This window comes from Spiroplasma endosymbiont of Agriotes lineatus (assembly GCF_964019485.1).
GTDB lineage: Bacteria > Bacillota_I > Bacilli_A > Mycoplasmatales > Nriv7 > Nriv7.
Genome location: NZ_OZ026448.1, coordinates 1,139,935 through 1,159,170, shown reverse-complemented (window position 1 = coordinate 1,159,170; position 19,236 = coordinate 1,139,935). Strand labels below are relative to the sequence as shown.

Genomic DNA, 19,236 nt, shown 5'->3' with positions numbered 1-19,236 from the left:
ATGAAAATACTAAAGAAATTAGTCAGTTTCACGAGTACAATTTTAATATCATTATCTCCTATTCTAACTGTTATTGCTTGTAATAAATCTAAAGACCGCATTGATACTAATATATCTGAAAAAACTCAAGAAGAACAATTTATTAAATTATCAGAAATAACTGATAAAAATAATATTACTGGAAAAGCATTATTTGATAAATTTAAAGGTAAGATTAGTGATTATGGTTTTAATGCTATTAAAGAGATTATTGCTCGTAATGAGTTTGTTACGATATATGCGAAAATACGAGGCAAAAAAATTGAAAACTTATCTGAGACAAAAATTACCGATTATTTGCAAGAATTTGATAACCTTTGAAACCAAATAGCAGGTGATAAATTGTATCAAGAATACTTAAAAGCAAGATTAAATAATAGTTTCTTAGAAGCAACAGTTAATAAACAAGGATACAACATTCAGCAATCATCCGAATGACACATTTTAGGAACTTGAGATGAAAAAAAAGATGAGGCCTATATTGATACAATTCAACCAAGCATTGATGATTTAATGACAGCCGAAATCACAAGCGCCAACAATGAAACCATAAATTATAAAGTTAAAGTCCGCGAGCGATTTGCTGATTACTATAATGCACAAATTAAACCTACTATTCTTGATAATTTAATGACAATGACTTGATTACAAGATCGAATTTTTGAATTAAAAAAAGACGGTAGTTATTATTCATTACCAATAAGTTGAACTGTTCCTAAAAGTGTACAAACATTTGATTCAGGTGATGTTTGAGATAGTAAAATAAAAATGGTTTGAGAAGTAAAAGTTAAAAAGGAAAATGAAGCAAATTTACCTAACGATGATGTTATGTTAATTCCAGATAATGATTTCAAAAATAAATTTAAACCTAATAATAATGAAGTAAAAACAATTTTTGATCCAATATTTAATATGGCCGGCTTCCGTGGTTTTATTGCTTATGGTAATGATAATAATCCTTATGGCGACAACACAATGGAAGATTTTTATAAAAAGCAAGTGAAAGATAGACAAATTGTTGGTTTTGCTAGTAGTAAAACTCCTAATAATTTTGAAATAAATAAATTTTATACTAAAGACCGCCGTTATGTGTCTAAAATTTATGTCCTCCCAATTTTTGTCGCTGATTTATTTAAAGGTTATAAAATTGATAATGATAAGGAAATCCAAATTGATAAAGATATAGAATTTGAGTGAAAAAATAATATTAATAAAAATGGAACTAAAAAAAATAACAAACGCAATAATACCGCAATGCAAACTCTTCCCAATAATAAAAAAGCATCATTAATTAATGAATTATTATTTACAATTTCCAAAGATGATAATTTAAAAAAGAATGCCGCTCAATATTTATATACAAAATACATTGTAACTAAGAAAAATATTTATGATAAAAAGATATGAGAAAATTTATCTACTTACTTCCAAGATGAAGAAGATGATTAATTTACTAAAAAAGAGAACTATTAAATGAATGAACAATCTTGTTTATTTTGCAAAATAATTTTGCACCAAATTCCTAGTTATATAATTTATGAAGATGAACATACAATTGCTTTTTTAGACATTATGCCCGTTGACAAAGGACATACCCTAGTAGTTCCTAAAATTCATAGTACAAATTTTATTAACACTAATGATGACATCATTTCTTTTGTTAATATTACTGCTAAAAAAGTAGCTAAACAAATTGAAATTCAACTTAATACTTCAGCATTTAATTTTATTTCTAATAATGGTATTCTTGCTGGACAAACTATTGAACATTATCATTTACATATTATCCCTAAATATTCTTTCTACAGTGGTTTACAATTACCAAAAAATCAAATTGTTGTTGACAGTAAAAAACTAACAACATTGCAAAAAAACTTAAGATTAATTAAAAAATAATTCCTAACAAATCTAGGAATTATTTTTTAATAACGATTTAATTTTTATCGTCAAAATAATTGTGACGATAAAAACTACGATTTTCTAATCCTCCGATGCGTTGTGAAAAAGATTCCTTTTCAACTTGTTCTAATCCACTATCAATCGCATAAATTCTCGCATCTAAATTATCAATATGATGCAAAATTTCTGCTTCCATAATTTGTGGCAAAACCGGAGAACCATATTCATTTTTACCATGACTTGCTAAAACCATATGTTGTAATAAAAATACTTGTTGCATATCTAATTGTAATTTCTCGCCAATGGTAGCAATTTCACCAGCCATAATTGAAATATGACCTACTAGTTTGCCTTGCAAACTATATTCAACTGTTAAATCGCCTTGCAACTCCTTAGTTTTTCCCATATCATGTAAAATAATTCCCGCATATAATAAACTTTTATTAATTTTACGATCATTATAAATTTCACAAATTGCTTTTGCTGTTTGTAACATTGTTAGTGTATGTCACATTAATCCTGAATGAATATTATGGTGATGTCTAGCCGCCGCTTGAGAAATTTTAAAACGAGCTTGTTGCTTGTTTAAAATTTCTTCAACAATTTGTTTTCAAACATTATTTTTAATCTCTCCAATAAACTCATTAATTTGTTCCCACATTAAACTTTCACTAACTGGAGCACTTTTAACAAACAAATTAAGATCTGCCTCTTGTAAAGGAATAATTTCATAATTATTAATTTTAACTTGTAAACTTCTTTGATATTTTGAAACTAAACCATTAATTTCAACAATTACTCCTGCTTGTAATTTAATTGTATCCTCGCGTTGTGAATTTCATAAGCGCGCTTCAATAAGTCCTGTTTTATCTTTTAAAGTTACTGTTAAATACGTTGCTCCATTACTTGCTGTTCCTTGATTAACTTTTTCAACTAAGAATTTATCAAGAACATTACTATTTGCTTTTAAATCTTTAATCATCTAATTTCCCTTTCTTTAAATGTAAATAATTTTTTTCTAAATCAGAAAACATTAATTCCATTTTTATTTTTGCTGCTTTTACTGATTTATCAACACAAACAAAATAAAATTTAATTTTTGGTTCAGTACCACTAGCTCTTATCGCCACTCAAGAACCATCACTAAAATAAAATTTTAATAAATCTTGGGGTGGCATATTATATAAACCTTGTAAATAATCTTCTTTTTTTTCTAATTTAATATTATTTAAACTAACAATTGAATCTTTTCTTAACTTTGCCAAAATGGTTTTAATCGCTTTTTGACCACTAGTACCTTTTAAAACAACATTAACCGTATTAAAGTAAAAATACCCATATTTTTGATAAATATCTTCTAAAACATCTACTAATGACTTATTTTGTTGGAGATAGTAATTACAAGCCTCAGCAACAACCATTGCTGCGGCAATACCATCTTTATCACGAGTTAAATCTTTAACAACATAACCATATGCTTCTTCAAAACCAAAAACAAAATTTATATTCCGTGTCTTTTCTTTTGCCATTTCATTACCAATTCATTTAAAACCAGTTAATGTTTTAATAACTTTACAACCATAAGATTTTGCTACCAAATCACTTAAATGACCAGTAACAAAAGTATTATACATTACTGGATTAGATGGCATAATTTTTTGCTGTTGATAATGACTTAATAAGTATTCCAACAAAATTAGTGCTGTTTCATTACCATTTAATAAAAAATACTCGTTATGATGTAAAACTGCAATACCAATTCTATCACTATCAGGGTCATTAATAATAATTAAGTTAGCATTATTTTTTTTAGCATATTTAATAGCTAATGCAAAAGATTCAGCAACTTCAGGATTAGGTGATGATGTATTACTAAAATTAGGATCAAAATCTCATTGTTCTTTAACAGGAATTACTTCATAATTACTGCTTTGTAAAATATTCATTACTCAATCACGACTAGTACCGTGTTGATTAGAAAAAACTATTTTAATATTCTTTTGTTCATGAGGATAAAATTGTAATGCTTTAACATCTTTAATATATTCTTCTTCAACAATAATTGGAACAGTTTTTATTAATTGTTTTTGAATTGGTTTTAGTGGTTTAAAAACATCCTCAATAGCAATATTTTCCATAGTATCACTAACTTCATCAGTAACAACTGGTAAAAATTGACAACCATTTTTATCATAAATTTTAAAGCCATTATATTCTGGCGGATTATGACTAGCAGTAATTACGACTCCAGCTAAAGCATTTAATTTTCTCACACTATATGATAATAATGGTGTTGGTCGTAAATCATTATTAGTAAATAAGTATACCGGGATGCTATAACTAGTAAAAATGTTAGCTACTTCTTGACTAAATTCTAATGAATAATGACGATTATCATGAGCAATAACAATTCCTTTTTGTAATTCATCCATTTTATAATTTTTTTGTAAATATTGAATAAAAGCAATTGTTGCTTTCCTAATATTATAAATATTCATTCTTGCAATGCCAGGACCAATAACCCCGCGAATTCCTGCTGTGCCAAAACTTAATGAATTACTAAAAGCATCAATAATTTCTTTTTTATTCATTGCAATTAATTGTTCTCTTAATTGTGGTTCTAAATCATTATTATTTAATCATTTTTGGTATTCTTTTTGATACGCCATATTTTCCTCCTATTAAATTGTTAATCTCTATTAATTTTACTATAAATTAAAGCAATATCTTATTTTTAATTTATAAATGGTCGCTTTTAGTTTTCTTAGGTATTGCTTTGAAGAAGTAAAACAATCAGCTAATTACATTATTTAATTACTAAACTAACTCTGCCCTTTTGTTAGAACGCATAAAGTTTTGTTAGATAGGAAAAGGTTTAAATAATTTTTAATGAAAAACAACGATAATTTAATTATCATTTTATTTAAAAAATAAGTAATAAAACAAAATATTTAATATCAACAAACAAAATCTCAATAAAAGGTTATAAAAACTAAGGAAAACGCTTATAAAACAACATTAAAATAAGTTTTTACAACAAAAATCATACATAAGAAATATATACTTAATTTGTATATTGAAATTTATGGGACTGTACAATTAACTGTGTCTCTAAGTAATTAACTTAAATTCACTCTGCTCTGTCCTCAAATTTTATCATTAAATGTGAAATTGCACGGTCGCGTTTAGTTTTCTTAGGTATTGCTTTGAAGAAGTAAAACAATCAGCTAATTATATTATTTAATTACTAAACTAACCATACCCTTCTTGTTATTGTCATTTTTATTCTTTTTCATTTTATCATATTATTGAATTTTTACACAATAAAAAATTATTAATTTTATTAAATTTTAACTAATATTTTTACTTACTTAAATGTAATATATTTATTTGTATATACAATGTTGCCTTTGCTGATTCAACTATCATCATTTTTATTATTATATTTATTTCATAATGAATTTTTATATATTTCTTTTCTGATTTCTATTTCTGAATTAATGTTTTCATTAATATAATGTAATACATTTAATTTGTTTAAATTTGCCATTCTTAAATGTTGGATAGGCTACAATAAGTTGGACCATAATTATATAGACTTCGAAATTATTAAGAAAGAAGGAATATAAAAATGGGAAATAAAACCTCATACTCTGAAGAATTTAAAAAACAAATTGTCATGCTATACAAAAATGGCAAAAGTGTCATTAATTTAGGGAAAGAATATAATTTACCAAAACCAACTATTTATAGTTGAGTTAAAAATTATAATAATTCTGGTTCATTTAAAGCAAAAGACAATCGCACACTAGAAGAAAATGAAATAATAACTTTACGAAAAGAACTTAAAGACTTAAAAATGGAAAATGACATTTTAAAGCAAGCCGCACTGATAATGGCCAAAAAATAACAATAATTAATAGCAATAAGAAAAAATATTCGATAAGAAAAATGTGTAAATTATTAAATATTTCAAAATCCAATTACTATTATCAAATTAATAAATACACAAGGAAAATAGCGAATAATTATAATCAAGAAATTATCAGTGCATTTAACGAAAGCCGCCAAGTCTATGGAGCCCGAAAAATCAAAGTAGTATTAGCTCATAAAAGTATTAACCTATCTAGACACAAAATTAGAAACATTATGAAAAACAATAATTTGATATCAAAGTACACAAAAACAAGACTTAAATGCAAAAATATTCAAGTAAATAATGATCCAGTAAATAACATTGTAAACCGAGACTTTAATAATAGAAAAATAAATGAAATTATCGTTAGTGACTTAACTTATATAAAAGTGGGTTTTAAATGATTTTATGTATGTCTCCTAATTGATTTGTATAATCGCGAGATTGTTGGTTATAGTTCCGGACCAAATAAAAATACGGAGTTGGTTTATCAAGCTATTATGCGAATTACTAGACCATTATCAAAAATTGAAATATTTCATACCGACCGAGGTAATGAGTTTAAAAATAATATAATTGATCAATTATTATCTACATTTAAAATTCAAAGATCATTGAGTGCGAAGGGTTGTCCATATGATAATGCAGTTGCTGAAGCAACTTATAAAGTTTTTAAAACAGAATTTATTAATGGTAGAAAATTCAATGATCTTGCACAATTAGAACTTGAATTATTTGATTGCATTAATTGATACAATAATCTTAGAATTAGAATACATGGCGGTTTAAATTATTTATCTCCAGTTACTTTTAGAAAACAAATGTCTATATAAAAATTGTCCTAAAAAGGGTTGCCAATCCATGTAATAAGTTATTTAAATTCTTATGATTATATATTCTCGCCCCACATCCTAATTGTTGTTTTACCAAATGTGACACATCACTTTCAATGCTACAACCAATATTTCATTCTAAATTTTGATGATGAATACCAATACCTTGCTTATTATTACTGAAATAATTACTCGCCTTTCTTAAATTTGTTTTAATATCTTTATTTAATTCATTTTTAGCATCATTACGAATGGTTTTGATTAATTCTTGATGATTTCCATCCTTATATAATTCAATTCAATTATTTAGTGTTGCTTTGCGATTTTCAAAAATAATATTAATGCCGTTTGCTGTAATTTTTTAATAGCGCGATAACCATCTAAAATATATCTAACATTACCAAAACTATTGGCAATTTCTCTAATTCAAGCATCACCATCACCACAAACAATTATTTTGTCATAATTAATATTTACATAATGTTTTTGCAATTCTTTAATCAATAAATCACGATAATCCATCGTATTTATTCGTTTACCAACTTTTAACATTAGAAAATGACCTCGTTTGTTTTCTAATTCTCTGCGAGCATTTTTGTATTTTTTTTCTTTATGTCCGGCATGAAAAGTAACTAAACGATTCTTTGGTCTTGTTTAACTTTATGGTCTAATATCGCTAAAAATGCCTCATCTAGTTGAATGTATAAATCCTTATTTTTGACATCAATTCTAGTTTTAGTTTCTTTTTCTGCTAGTTGAAAATATTCAGCAATATCGTATTTATTTAAAATATTTGAAATACTACCTTTTGAAATATAACAATGATTTAGAGCATCTAAAACATCGCGATCGCGTTTACCATCACCCAAAAGACTTAAAACTTTAAATTGAACATCAAAATAAATGCTTTGTTTGGACAATAAACCAATTTCTTTATCTAGTAAACATACATATTCAAATTTACCTGATTTTTGATTTCAATATTTATATCGGCGTTGTTTAAAAGTAACATCACCAAAAATTGTAATAATTGTTCTTGATGCAAAATGAACTACTTTATAACCTTGTTTTAAGCGATAATGATATTTATATAAGTATTTATCTAATTTCTCATATTCGTTAGCTAATTGTTCACATTTGTTGGTGTACATATTTTTATGGGTTGTGAATAAACTAAATCAATGCTTATTTTCTGGGGTTTTTAAATTATTATTAATTTCTAACATAGAAAAACCACCTTTCTTGGTATTAATTTTAATAAAGTTAAATTTCATTAGTTTATTTTTCTATTTTAATGATAATTTTTTTTAGAATTAGTATTTAATAACCTGAAAAAATGATAAAAATTCTTATTTTAATAAGTTATAATCAATTTGTATTAATTAGAATGTACAAATTTAAGAAAGGATGTTAATTGTTTGGTAAATTTTATTAATTAGTAAAAATTAATGAAAAGGATTTGATTAATATGAAAAAGTTACTTGGTTTATTAAGTACAATAACAATAGCAAGTGGTGGAATGGCGGGAATCGTTGCTAATAGTCCTTATAAAAAAGAAAAATTAGAAAATATTAATAATAAAAGACAAAAACGGAGTAATAACCAAAATAATAAAATAAATAGAACAAAAATTGTCATTACAACAAAGGGAACAATTTTATCTTCTGGAGTAATATTAAATAATAAAATGTATTTTGGTTCATGAGATCATAATGTTTATGAATATGATCCAGTAACAGAACAACAAAAAATTGTTTCTCGATTAAATGGCGGAGTTGATTCTAATGGTGTGGTTTTAAACAACAAAATATATTTTGGTTCACATGATAATAATGTTTATGAATATAGTGAATACTATTTAAATACAAATTTAGGACAAATTAATGATAATTCTGATAATGCAATTTTAAATGAATTAAATTATTTAAATCCTGATTTAGATATATCACAACTAGAAATTATTAACAAAACAAACAATTCGGCTATAGTAAAGATAAAAGATAATTTAAATAATAATATAAAAATACATTATTCAATTGATAATCAACAAAATAAAATTATTAATTTAAATGAATTAATTAAAAAAGCATTATTTTTTAAATTTCGTGATGAAAACCCTAATTTAAAATTTAAGGAAATAAAAGATATTAATATTGATAACTTAATGTTTTCTGAGATTTAAATAACCAACACTTCAGATTCGTTAAAATCATTTGACAAAAAAAGTGTTTGTTTTGAACCAATTAATTTTCCTAATATCTCTTCAAATATACAAAAAATTAAAATACCATCATGTGGTTATGAAACTAAGGCAAAATATTTATTTCAAATTACAACAGGATTAAACATAAATAACTCAAAAAATATAGTTAAGGGATGAAATTTAAATATTGATGACGAAATGATATTAACTGATTTTACAAGTTGAAATAAAAAAGCTTCTGAAATTAAAAATACATTATCAAAGGATTTTGATTTGTCTAACATAAATAAATAAGAACAAGAATTAATTTTAAATCGCGATTTGTTGCATTCACCAGAACAAGAATTATCTGTGGGGAAGAAAACAACGCCTTACAGCCGAATATGTAGTCAGACTACTTGTTATTAAAACTAATTTAAATTTAAAACAAAAAATTAATGGAACAATTACTGTTAAAATAATTGATGATAATAACGAAGAACAAACACTTACATTATCAATTAAAGAAAAAATGCAAATGATTACAAAAATATAATTTAATTTATTGCCTAACGAAATTACTATTAATGAAGATAATAGCATTACTTTTAATGGAAAAGCAATAATATCAAGAACAAGTGAAAATGACCCCAAGCCAATTTTTAATTTTCGTCCAATTTAATAAAAAATATTAAATTTATTACAAATAATAAGTTTGTTAACAACAAAACAAATAGTTTAATTTATTGTAAAAATAAGAAAAATATCCAAACCAGTAATTAATTAAAATTACTGGTTTTTATCAATTTATAGATAAGAGGGGACTGTACAATTAACTGTGTCTCTAAGTAATTAACTTAAATTCACTCTGTCCTCAAATTTTATCATTAAATGTGAAATTGCACTACCCCAATTTTGAATTGGCATCGTTCATTTCTTAACCATATTTTGAAATGCTAAATAAAATATTTTAAAAACTGATAAATCATTAGGAAAAATCTTTTTATTCTTAATTACTTTTCTTAGTTGACTATTAACAGACTCCATTGTATTAGTTGTATAAATAATTCTTTTAAATTCTTGAGGATATTCAAGAAAAATTATTAAATTATTTCAGTTATTTTTTCATGATTTAGTAATTTGTGGATACTTTTTATTTCACTTTTCAGAAAAATGATCTAAAGCAACTAACGCTATTTCTTCATTAATTGCTGTATAAATTGATTTTAAATCATTAGCTACAAGTTTGCGATCTTTGTAAGGAACAAATTTTAAACTATTACGAATTTGATGAACAATGCATAATTAATTGGTGCTGTGTTCCCGAAAACACAGCTTCTATTGCATCAGACATCCCAGTTAAATTATCACTACAAGCAACAAGAATATCTTGTAATTCGCGATTTTTCATTTCCGTAAGATTATTATTCAGTCAAAATTTGGCTCCCTCATTCTCGCTAATTCACATTCCTAAAATATCTTTTAAACCATCTAAATTAATTCCTAAGGCAAGATAAACTGCTTTATTTATTATTCGTTTATCTTGCTTTACTTTAACAACAATACAATCAAAATAAACAATCGGATAAATCTTCTCTAAAGGTTTAGTTTGATCACATTTTAACTTCTTCAATAACATCATCAGTTATTTGACTAATTAAACTTTCTGAAATTTCTGTTCCATGATAGAATTATTGCAATTGTGCTTTGATATCAGAAATTGTCATTCCTCTTGCATATAAAGAAATTACTTTTTGATCAAAGTTATCAAATTTTGTTTGTCTTTTTGGAATAATTACTGGTTCAAAAGTACTATTTCGATCTCTTGGTACATCAATTACGATTGAACCATTTTTAGTAATAATGGTTTTTTGTGTGTTGCCATTTCTTTTATTATGATTCTCATCAGTTTCAAGATGATCTTTAATTTCCATATTTAACATTCGTTCAGTTAATTTTCTGGTAAATTCCTGAAAAATATTATTACTTTTAAATAAATCTTGTGGATTATCAATATTTTCTAAAAAATAATCCACAACTTTATCAATTGCATCAGGTTCTTTTTTTTATTTTTTTTGTCATTTTCTGTTCTCCTTCATTTAAGTATAATTCAGAATGAATTATCGAGACACAGAATTTTGGACAGGCCCGATAAGAGAAAAAATGAAAAAATTGTTTAATGTAATTGCCGTCATAGAAAACCACCTTTCTTTGGGAATAATTTTAACAATGTTTGAATTTAGTTATTAAGGATTTTCAGGGACTATACAATTAACTGTGTCTCTAAGTGATTAACTTAAATTCATTTATATTTTCTAAAAAGTAATCTTTTGTAAGATTATTATTGGTTCAAACATTTAACTCTGTGCCTTGTGCTTTAATTGTTATTTTTTTGTTAATTACTCATTTATCATCTTCATTTTCTATTTTTGTTCCGTGTGTAGTTATTAATTGTCTAATTTCTTCTTGTTTGATCTGATTATTTTGAAATTTTTGTGTAAATAGGAAAGTAAAGTTGTTTAAATTTTTTAATTCTGGTAATTTTTCATTTAAACTGCTATTATCTTTTTTATATATTTGAACTCGCACAATTTTTGTATTTGAAATTCAAAACTCTACTTTTTCTAAGTTTTTGATTTCAAAATTATAAATTTTATTACTTTCTCTTTTATTTCTAATTAGTGATTGTGTTATTATTTCGTCGTTATTAATGTTTTGGGGAATGGTAAAAATGTTATTGAAACTAATAATTAACACGGTAAATATTTTCATAAACATTTTTATCACTCCTTTTTAAAATATTTTATTTTTCATTATTCTTTTAGCTTTAATTTTTTTAATAAGTCACTCAACGCCACAATTTATAATTACAGCTATTGTAATGCATATATCTAAATACCCTAGTATCATAAGCGAAATTAATGCTTCAAATTTTTCATATAATAATTTCAAATCATTAATTTCCAATTTTAAAAATGGAATGAAAAAGATAATAATCATAAAAATGTAAGGCGAAATTTTCCATCAATATTTTTTTAAAGAATTAATGAGTTTGTTTGATTTCATTTTTCAAAACTCTTTTTGCTTTAATTTTTTGAATAATAAAGCGGATTAATTTTTCAAATTTAAGTGCAAAATATATTGCTCCGCCTCATCAAAAAACAAATATTCCTGCCAGCATAATACTACTATTAAATTTGCCAAAGAAATCAACCATTTCTTTATTCACAAAATTATTAAATTCATTACTTGTTCCGGTTATTCATTTAGTATCAATTACTGTTAATGCACAAATTAATAAGCTTATAAAGATGAAAATGATACTTAACAATACTTTTAACCACTGCTTTTTAAAAAAATTTTTAATTCTTAATTTTAATGGCATTTTTTCTTTTGAATTATCTTTTTTAAATAATTTTGCTAAAAGTTTTTTCATTTTTATTCTCCTTTCGTGTTTAAAAATTTTTAATTTTTGGTTTTCAATTATTAAGTCTGATTTTTGATTAATATGAATAGTATTTTACCTTTCTAGTTCTAAAATTTCTTTATTTTTTTCCATTATTATGTATTTAAGAGTATTAACACTATTTTCTAATATGACATTAACAATTTTTAATTTGTCATTCTCTATTTCTAATTCTTGTTTTTTAGTTCATTTTTCCATTTTTTACCTACCTTTAATTACAATAAATAAGGCAATAAGTACACAAGTAACACCAAGAATGGTAAAAATTGGGTGTTGCGAAAATGTTCGTGCCGTTGGTTTAAATAGTTCTAAAATTATTAAATTGCTAGTAATAAACTTTTGGAAATTGGCAAGCCCTTCGCTAATATAGTTTGTTAAAGTTTCAAAATGACTACCAGCTAATAACCCAAGAACAGTTATTAAGATAAAAATAATAATTAGTTTAGACATTTTTAGTTACCTTATTTTGTTTTTATTGGTTGTATTTGTTTTTTAACTTTTCCTCACGCACTTAAACGCCCCTTATTTTTAACGGCATATTGGCGTTGTTTTTTCAAATTAACTTGTTGACTACCAAATCCAAGAATAATTGCCATAAGAAATTCTACAGCCAGCGTTAAGAATAAAGGAAATATTAATTGAATATTCGTTCCCGACACTTCTAAACTCCAAATTAAGTCAAAAACTTTATAATAAGGCATTTGATCCAGAAAGTCGGCCATTTTTGCGAGATTTTCCATTTTTTATTATTCCTTTTCTTTCATTTTTCTTAAAAATTTGCTAAATTTATCCATTTTTAAGTATTCCAAGTCTTCTAAATCAATTGCTGTGTCAGTATAGTATTTGTCTTCATAGTCAGGATTAACTTTTAAATTTAAGTAATCTCTTAAAAATGCTAGGTAAAAAGAATTGTAAGTGTTAAGTGTTGGTAAAGGAATTTTTAGTTTAAAAAAATAAATATCAAGTTCGGGAATATCACGGTATTTAATGCGACGACCTTTTTTATTATTTTTAGCATCAATTAAAGTGTTTCGTCAGCGTTCATATTCTTTAATGCTCGTAAAGGTGCCATAGATAACTTTTAAGTAGGGACGAAAAATATTAACGGGTTTTTTACGAATTCCCACAATTACATTATTAGCAATATCACGAACTTTAACTCAAATATGTTTATCTCTTTGACCGCCAGCCAGCACAATATGACCAAAATGCCGCGCCAGAGCAAAATACTCTTGGATACCGCTTTCTTCGTTTTTGGTATTATTTTTTTTCTCAATCAGTTCCTTCTAAAAATAAATTGGTTTTATCTCATAGAAGTAAGGTCTTATCTGACAATACCGGATAATTAAAGTCTAATAACCCCATATCCCCATATGTTCTAAAATTAATTTTTGGGTTTCTAGTAATGGAAAGGTTGAGGCGATGTGATATTTCTTCTTTTTTAGTAATTTTGATGCGTATACTAGAAAAGCGGTTTTTCCAGTTCCCAATGAACCAATCACAATATTTAATGGTGAATTTTTTAAGAAATTAATAACTTTGTTAATTTGTGTTAAATTACCGATTTTAAAAAGAAAAATTAAAATACAACCTGCTAAAAATAAATAGCTTGCAATGTTTTTAAAATAACCGTTGTAAATATATCAAATTGCTCCGCAATGTCATAAAATTAGAAATGAGGCGCGATTCAATTCAATAAAATGGTTATTTTTTTCTATTATTCATTTGCAAAATTTCATCTTGCACCTCACTTTATTTTTTTGTTAGCGGACTGACTGCGCCAAGTAATTTTTCAAACATTTTAAAGCAAATAAAGAATATTGCCAAAATAAATGGAAAAATGAAGATTCAGTAATCAGCAAAGAAGTTACCGACTTGTGTCATATTAACAGCAATAATTTCTCACATTTTAGTAAACGCTGTTATAATCGCGTTTCATAATTTAGTCATCGCATCACTAGCTGTTATTTTTGTTACTGCTGGTGCTTCTGTTAAGAAAGTTCCAATCATATAATCACCCCCTTTCTCTTTAAAACATTCATCATTTATATTCAAAGTTTTTCTTAAATATGTTAAAACCACGATTAACCTTAACACGATTATATTTTTTCCTAATTAATTTTGAATTTCTTTGGGAATGCATCACAATGTAACTTCTTGACATTAATTTTTTCCCTATCTAAATACTGATATGGTTTTCCAAAGTAGCATTAAAATAAATCACACCATAATCGCGGTTAAGAATCAAAAAGCAATGTTTGTTATTAAAAGTCAAAGCGGTGCTTTGGTTAAATCAATTTCTTTACCGCCACTAATATGAGTCGGAATAGTTATAATTTGAATAAATAAATTTCAGAAAGTTTGTTTAATTTATTCTCAATTAAATTCTTTTAAATTTACTGTCATTTTTTATCGCCCAAAAATCATTTTTATCGGTAAATACATAATTGAAATTAAGGCGAAAAGAAAAGTAATGATAATAATTAATCCGGCAATAAATGCAGCCTGTGCAGGCATTTTTTCTATCGAAACAAACAGTTTTAAGAATTCCATAATAATTTCTCAAAACATTATTTTTTATTTTCATTATTTTCTTTTGAATTAGGAGCTTTAACTCATTCCTCAAAGCGAGCAATAAATATCTTTTCATCTTTTGTGAAATTACCAGTATTATTTTTAATGACATTTTTATATTTAATTCGCATTTTTATTTTGGCATAAATTTTATAAGCAAAATATGCCAATAGCATGATGCAAATGATAATAAATATTATTCCAATCGCAATATTCATTTTTAAACTCCTTTAAAATAGTTATAATTTATATCTTTTTTGTTGTTTTCTTTTTCTGCAATGAAGAAACCTAATAATTCTTGCCCATTAATTAATTTGGTTTCATTTTCTTTTTGATTAATTGAAATTATTTGATATTTACTATCTTTTATTATTCCGATGCAAATAGAATTTTCATATTTTTTTTTATAAACAAATCGCTTTGGAAACCAAATGCCGATTTGTTCATTAAATCACGGAATTTTTGGTGCTTTAATAAGCATTGCGTTTTGCGCTTCTTTTAAGAGATATTTTTTAGTATTTAAGAAAATGTTTTCAATGTTTTTCATAGTAAATTATCTTTCTTATAGATAAACTAAGTTATATTAACTAAGTTAGTTAACTTAGTTTTTTAAACACTTATATATCGCAGATTTAAGTGTTTAACAAGCTTTGTTATTAAATTTTGTTTTTTTAATTAGATAAAGATTTTAATAATTTTAAACTTAGCATACCCTTATATAGAAATTTTTACACTTTAATATTCGCGCCCTACCTTTGGAACTAATTTAATAGCGTGTATATTTTTAGGAAACCCATCTATTCATTTTTTTATTGCAAAATGAAACAAATTGCTATAGCTAATAGGGCGTTATTTATTAACTGGTAAACTTCTTTTGGTTATTATGGCGACCACCTACAATTTATCGTGCTTTAATACATACCAACATTATTAATTCACTTGTATTTAATTTTCAAAGAACAAATTTTTAACACCTTATAAAATAAAAAGACAATCATTGCTGACTGTCTTAATATTTATTCAAATCTTTTCCCACCTAACAAAACTTTATGCGTCCAAATTGCACTACCCCAATTTTGAATTGGCATCGTTCATTTCTTAACCATATTTTGAAATGCTAAATAAAATATTTTAAAAACTGATGCGTTATTAGGAAAAATCTTTTTATTTTTAATGACTTTTCTTGATTGACTATTAATAGACTTTATTCTATTAGTTGTATAAATAATTATTCTAAATTCTTGAGGATATTCAAGAAAAATTATTAAATTATCTTAGTTATTTTTTCATGATTTAGCAACTTGGGGGTATTTTTTATCTCACTTTTCAGCAAAATTGTCTAAAGCAAGTAAGGCTGTATCTTCATTAATTGCTGTATAAATTGATTTTAAATCATTAGCTACCAGTTTGCGGTCTTTGTAAGTAACGAATTTGATGAACAATACATAATTGATGTTGTGTTTTTGGAAAAACAGCTTCTATTGCATCAGACATCCCAGTTAAATTATCACTACAAGCAACAAGAATATCTTGTAATCCGCGATTTTTCATTTCCGTAAGATTATTCAGTCAAAATTTGGCTCCCTCATTTTCACTAATTCACATTCCTAAAATATCTTTTAAGCCATTTATATTAATTCCTAAGACACAAGATAAACTGCTTTGTTTATTATTCGTTTATCTTGTTCTACTTTAACAACAATACAATCAAAATAAACAATCGGATAAATCTTCTCTAAAGGTTTAGTTTGTCACACTTTAACTTCTTCAATAACATCATCAGTTATTTGACTAATTAAACTTTCTGAAATTTCTGTTCCGTGATAGAATTCTTGTAATTGTGCTTTGATATCAGAAATTGTCATTCCTCTTGCATATAAAGAAATTACTTTTTGATCAAAGTTATCAAATCTTTTTTGTCTTTTCGGAATAATTACTGGTTCAAAAGTACTATTTCGATCTCTTGGTACATCAATTGCGATTGAACCATTTTTAGTAATAATGGTTTTTTTCTGCCATTTCTTTTGTTATAGTTATCATCTGTTTCGAGATGATCTTTAATTTCTGCATTTAACATTCTTTCAGTTAATTTTCTGGTAAATTCCTGAAAAATAGTCTTGCCTTTAAATAAATCTTGTGGATTATCAATATTTTCTAAAAAATAATCAACAACTTTGTCAATTGTATCAGGTTCTTTTTTTATTTTTTTTTGTCATTTTCTGTTCTCCTTCGTTTAAGTATAATTCAGAATGAATTATCGAGACACAGAATTTTGGGCAGCCCCTAATTTTTTTTATAGTAAATGATTATTTTTTGTTTTTTAAAAAATACCTAAGAAAATTAAACACGACTGATAATCTTCATCATAATGACTTAACTTATTTTTAAAAGGTCGGGTTATACTAATAGTTAATCGCATCATTTTTGATGTTTTTTAACCAGTTTGATTATTAATAATTTCTGGCGGATTAACAATTCTTCCTACTAAAACAAGATTATTTAACATTATATCACCCACCCCCCATTTTATTGTAAAAGATAACACCGATTTTTAAGTTAAAAGATATTACTGTTGTATATTTATAATGTTAATATCACCATTCCAACAGCATATTCTTTTTCATGACTAATTGATAATCAACTATTATGTTCAAATCCAATCCATTGCAATTGTTTATTTACTAATTGAATATTAACTTCACAAAAAGGTAAAATCTCATTAGCATTATTTATTGCTTTATACAACGCTTCTTTTAATGCTCATCTTCCTGCTAAAAATTGTTTTTTTTCGGTTTCACTTTTAATTGTTTGTAAATAACTAATTTCTTCTAAATGTAATACTTTATTAATAAATGATTTTTTTAATTGTATTCGTTTAATGCTGACAATATCAATTCCCACCCCTTTAATCATTTTTATTACCATCCTTTTAAAATAATATTATTTAAATTATAACAAAGAAAAAATTTATAAATAAAACTCTTAATTAATATTTTGGGTTATATTTATATGCCAACAAAAATTATGATAATATTTAAGAGTGAAAAGAAGTGAATATGATGAAAATTTATAGTTTACAACTGAGTGAAGAAAATAAAAACCAAGTAATAACCTATTATGATGCCTATAAAGTGCCTTTTAATAATTCTAACATTATTGCTAAATACAAATACCATAATATAACTATTTTATTATATCGTTCTTTAAAAATAGTTTTTCAAGGTAGTAACGACGAAGAAGTTAAAACACAATGAAACAAATGAAAACCAGATATGATATTAAAAGAACAAATCAATATTATTGGTAGTGATGAATCAGGCGTTGGTGATTTTTTTGGTCCCTTAGTAGTAACAGCCTGTTATATTAAAGAAAAAGATTTAGCGATAATTAAATCATTAAAAATTCGTGATTCTAAAGTGTTATCAATAATGCAAATTAATATTATTGCTAAACAATTAATCCAACAATTAGAATATAGTACTATCATCATTAATAACCGTCAATACAACAAGTTATATGAAATATATCAAAACAGTCATATTTTAAAAACCATTGGTCATCATCAAGTAATAAGAAAACTTGCCAATAAAGTTAACTGTAAAAAAATAATTATTGACCAATTTGTTAACAAAAAAAAATATGAAGAATATTTGAAAATTCTTAATGTCATCGATAATGACTTAAAGTTATCATTTACGATCCGCGCCGAAGATAAATTTCTTGCTGTCGGATGTGCTGCCATTATTAGTCGTTACTTCTTTTTAAAAAGTATTAAACAACTAGAACAAGAATATAATCGGATTTTTCCTTTGGGAGCTAGTGCAATCGTTGACAAAGCCATTGAGGAAATAAAACAAGATGGTATTGAAGATAAGGCAATCGATTTTGGAAAATTACATTTTATAAATTGAAAAAAAATAGTAAAATAGGTTAATAATGATGAATATACCCATCAAGGAGAAAAAATATGAATCCCAATATTTATAATCTATTAAATAAATATGCTGATGATCATAACAAACTACAATTAGATTACTATGTAATATCTTTCTTTAGTAACGCGCCCGGATTTCTCGGAGCAAGTACTTGATTTCAAATTCAAGCACAAGGCAAAGTCTTACATACAAGAAAAATATATAATTATTTAATTGATCGTGATGAAATACTTATTGTAACCTATCCCTATCCTTTATCCAACCAGATCAGTGCATCTTGCTTTAAAATATCGTTTTCCATTCGTAATTGTTTTAATTTTTTTCGTAAGTAAATTAATTCATTTTCTTCATTACTTTGATTATTTTTTGCTTTAAAAGAACCAGAATTATCG

Annotated in this window: 23 protein-coding genes and 2 pseudogenes; 5 read left to right on the top strand and 20 right to left on the bottom strand. The window is 25.4% G+C overall.

All coding sequences use genetic code 4. The features are described from left to right. The gene (locus AACK93_RS07440) at positions 1 to 1,488 is read left to right on the top strand and encodes a hypothetical protein (protein ID WP_339024399.1); all 1,488 of its coding nucleotides are present in this window, start codon (positions 1 to 3) and stop codon (positions 1,486 to 1,488) included. 24 nt (positions 1,489 to 1,512) lie between these two features. Further along, on the top strand, positions 1,513 to 1,935 hold the full coding sequence (locus AACK93_RS07435; RefSeq protein WP_339024398.1) for an HIT family protein: 423 nt from the start codon (positions 1,513 to 1,515) through the stop codon (positions 1,933 to 1,935). A gap of 37 nt (positions 1,936 to 1,972) precedes the next feature. On the opposite strand, the gene AACK93_RS07430 is transcribed toward AACK93_RS07435, so the two are convergent. The 3 genes from AACK93_RS07430 to AACK93_RS07420 form a co-directional block, all read right to left on the bottom strand. Then, positions 1,973 to 2,920, bottom strand: coding sequence for a 3'-5' exoribonuclease YhaM family protein (locus AACK93_RS07430; protein WP_339024397.1), 948 nt, complete (start codon positions 2,918 to 2,920; stop codon positions 1,973 to 1,975). After that, entirely contained in the window at positions 2,913 to 4,607 is a 1,695-nt protein-coding gene (locus AACK93_RS07425; RefSeq protein ID WP_339024396.1) for a phospho-sugar mutase, read from the bottom strand. The genes AACK93_RS07430 and AACK93_RS07425 overlap by 8 nt, the downstream gene beginning before the upstream one ends. Positions 4,608 to 5,305: 698 nt before the next feature. After that, the gene (locus tag AACK93_RS07420) at positions 5,306 to 5,488 is read right to left on the bottom strand and encodes a hypothetical protein (protein ID WP_339024395.1); all 183 of its coding nucleotides are present in this window, start codon (positions 5,486 to 5,488) and stop codon (positions 5,306 to 5,308) included. An 81-nt stretch (positions 5,489 to 5,569) separates the two neighbouring features. Here AACK93_RS07420 and AACK93_RS07415 point away from each other — a divergent pair. Further along, positions 5,570 to 6,687 (top strand): IS3 family transposase gene (locus AACK93_RS07415; RefSeq protein ID WP_339024393.1). Its coding sequence is split into 2 segments (ribosomal slippage): positions 5,570 to 5,813 and positions 5,813 to 6,687, totalling 1,119 coding nucleotides; the frame shifts between segments, so codons are not numbered across the junction. Positions 6,688 to 6,993: 306 nt separating this feature from the next. Here AACK93_RS07415 and AACK93_RS07410 read toward each other — a convergent pair. Next, positions 6,994 to 7,239, bottom strand: a complete 246-nt coding sequence (locus AACK93_RS07410) for a hypothetical protein (RefSeq protein WP_339024392.1) — start codon at positions 7,237 to 7,239, stop codon at positions 6,994 to 6,996. Between the two features lie 80 nt (positions 7,240 to 7,319). Then, entirely contained in the window at positions 7,320 to 7,913 is a 594-nt protein-coding gene (locus AACK93_RS07405) for a UPF0236 family transposase-like protein (RefSeq protein WP_339024391.1), read from the bottom strand. A 242-nt stretch (positions 7,914 to 8,155) separates the two neighbouring features. Here AACK93_RS07405 and AACK93_RS07400 point away from each other — a divergent pair, with 242 nt between their 5' ends. Beyond that, positions 8,156 to 8,869, top strand: a complete 714-nt coding sequence (locus AACK93_RS07400; protein WP_339024390.1) for a hypothetical protein — start codon at positions 8,156 to 8,158, stop codon at positions 8,867 to 8,869. Between the two features lie 366 nt (positions 8,870 to 9,235). Here AACK93_RS07400 and AACK93_RS07395 read toward each other — a convergent pair whose 3' ends face one another. The 15 genes and pseudogenes from AACK93_RS07395 to AACK93_RS07325 all read right to left on the bottom strand — a co-directional run bounded on the left by AACK93_RS07395 (position 9,236) and on the right by AACK93_RS07325 (position 17,810). After that, entirely contained in the window at positions 9,236 to 9,523 is a 288-nt protein-coding gene (locus AACK93_RS07395; RefSeq protein WP_339024389.1) for a hypothetical protein, read from the bottom strand. Between the two features lie 198 nt (positions 9,524 to 9,721). Next, a pseudogene (locus AACK93_RS07390) lies at positions 9,722 to 10,905 on the bottom strand (IS256 family transposase). Positions 10,906 to 11,152: 247 nt separating this feature from the next. Next, positions 11,153 to 11,647, bottom strand: a complete 495-nt coding sequence (locus AACK93_RS07385; protein WP_339024388.1) for a hypothetical protein — start codon at positions 11,645 to 11,647, stop codon at positions 11,153 to 11,155. 265 nt (positions 11,648 to 11,912) lie between these two features. Further along, entirely contained in the window at positions 11,913 to 12,305 is a 393-nt protein-coding gene (locus AACK93_RS07380; protein WP_339024387.1) for a hypothetical protein, read from the bottom strand. Between the two features lie 84 nt (positions 12,306 to 12,389). Continuing rightward, positions 12,390 to 12,533: a hypothetical protein gene (locus AACK93_RS07375; RefSeq protein ID WP_339024386.1), complete on the bottom strand. Its 144-nt coding sequence runs from the start codon at positions 12,531 to 12,533 to the stop codon at positions 12,390 to 12,392. Between the two features lie 3 nt (positions 12,534 to 12,536). Beyond that, a complete protein-coding gene (locus AACK93_RS07370) occupies positions 12,537 to 12,785 on the bottom strand; it encodes a hypothetical protein (protein WP_339024385.1) in 249 nt (82 codons plus the stop codon). 11 nt (positions 12,786 to 12,796) lie between these two features. Then, positions 12,797 to 13,075 (bottom strand): hypothetical protein, encoded by a 279-nt coding sequence (locus tag AACK93_RS07365; protein ID WP_339024384.1) that lies wholly within the window; start codon positions 13,073 to 13,075, stop codon positions 12,797 to 12,799. A gap of 6 nt (positions 13,076 to 13,081) precedes the next feature. Then, on the bottom strand, positions 13,082 to 13,531 hold the full coding sequence (locus AACK93_RS07360; RefSeq protein WP_339024383.1) for a hypothetical protein: 450 nt from the start codon (positions 13,529 to 13,531) through the stop codon (positions 13,082 to 13,084). A gap of 156 nt (positions 13,532 to 13,687) precedes the next feature. Continuing rightward, a complete protein-coding gene (locus AACK93_RS07355) occupies positions 13,688 to 14,074 on the bottom strand; it encodes a hypothetical protein (protein ID WP_339024382.1) in 387 nt (128 codons plus the stop codon). A 13-nt stretch (positions 14,075 to 14,087) separates the two neighbouring features. Further along, a complete protein-coding gene (locus AACK93_RS07350; protein ID WP_339024381.1) occupies positions 14,088 to 14,417 on the bottom strand; it encodes a hypothetical protein in 330 nt (109 codons plus the stop codon). Positions 14,418 to 14,744: 327 nt separating this feature from the next. After that, positions 14,745 to 14,906, bottom strand: a complete 162-nt coding sequence (locus AACK93_RS07345; RefSeq protein ID WP_339024380.1) for a hypothetical protein — start codon at positions 14,904 to 14,906, stop codon at positions 14,745 to 14,747. Next, positions 14,906 to 15,127 carry a hypothetical protein gene (locus AACK93_RS07340; RefSeq protein WP_339024379.1) on the bottom strand — a complete coding sequence of 74 codons (222 nt, stop codon included), beginning with the start codon at positions 15,125 to 15,127 and terminating at the stop codon, positions 14,906 to 14,908. Before AACK93_RS07340 ends, AACK93_RS07345 begins: the two co-directional genes overlap by 1 nt. Before the next feature lie 2 nt (positions 15,128 to 15,129). Beyond that, positions 15,130 to 15,456 (bottom strand): hypothetical protein, encoded by a 327-nt coding sequence (locus AACK93_RS07335; RefSeq protein ID WP_339024378.1) that lies wholly within the window; start codon positions 15,454 to 15,456, stop codon positions 15,130 to 15,132. A 469-nt stretch (positions 15,457 to 15,925) separates the two neighbouring features. Then, positions 15,926 to 17,112: pseudogene (locus AACK93_RS07330) on the bottom strand (IS256 family transposase). Positions 17,113 to 17,489: 377 nt separating this feature from the next. After that, positions 17,490 to 17,810, bottom strand: coding sequence for a holo-ACP synthase (locus AACK93_RS07325; RefSeq protein ID WP_339024377.1), 321 nt, complete (start codon positions 17,808 to 17,810; stop codon positions 17,490 to 17,492). Positions 17,811 to 17,968: 158 nt separating this feature from the next. On the opposite strand from AACK93_RS07325, the gene rnhC reads away from it, so the two are divergent. Next, complete coding sequence (rnhC, locus tag AACK93_RS07320; protein WP_339024376.1) at positions 17,969 to 18,838, top strand: ribonuclease HIII; 870 nt, start codon at positions 17,969 to 17,971, stop codon at positions 18,836 to 18,838. Positions 18,839 to 19,236 lie beyond the last annotated feature (398 nt).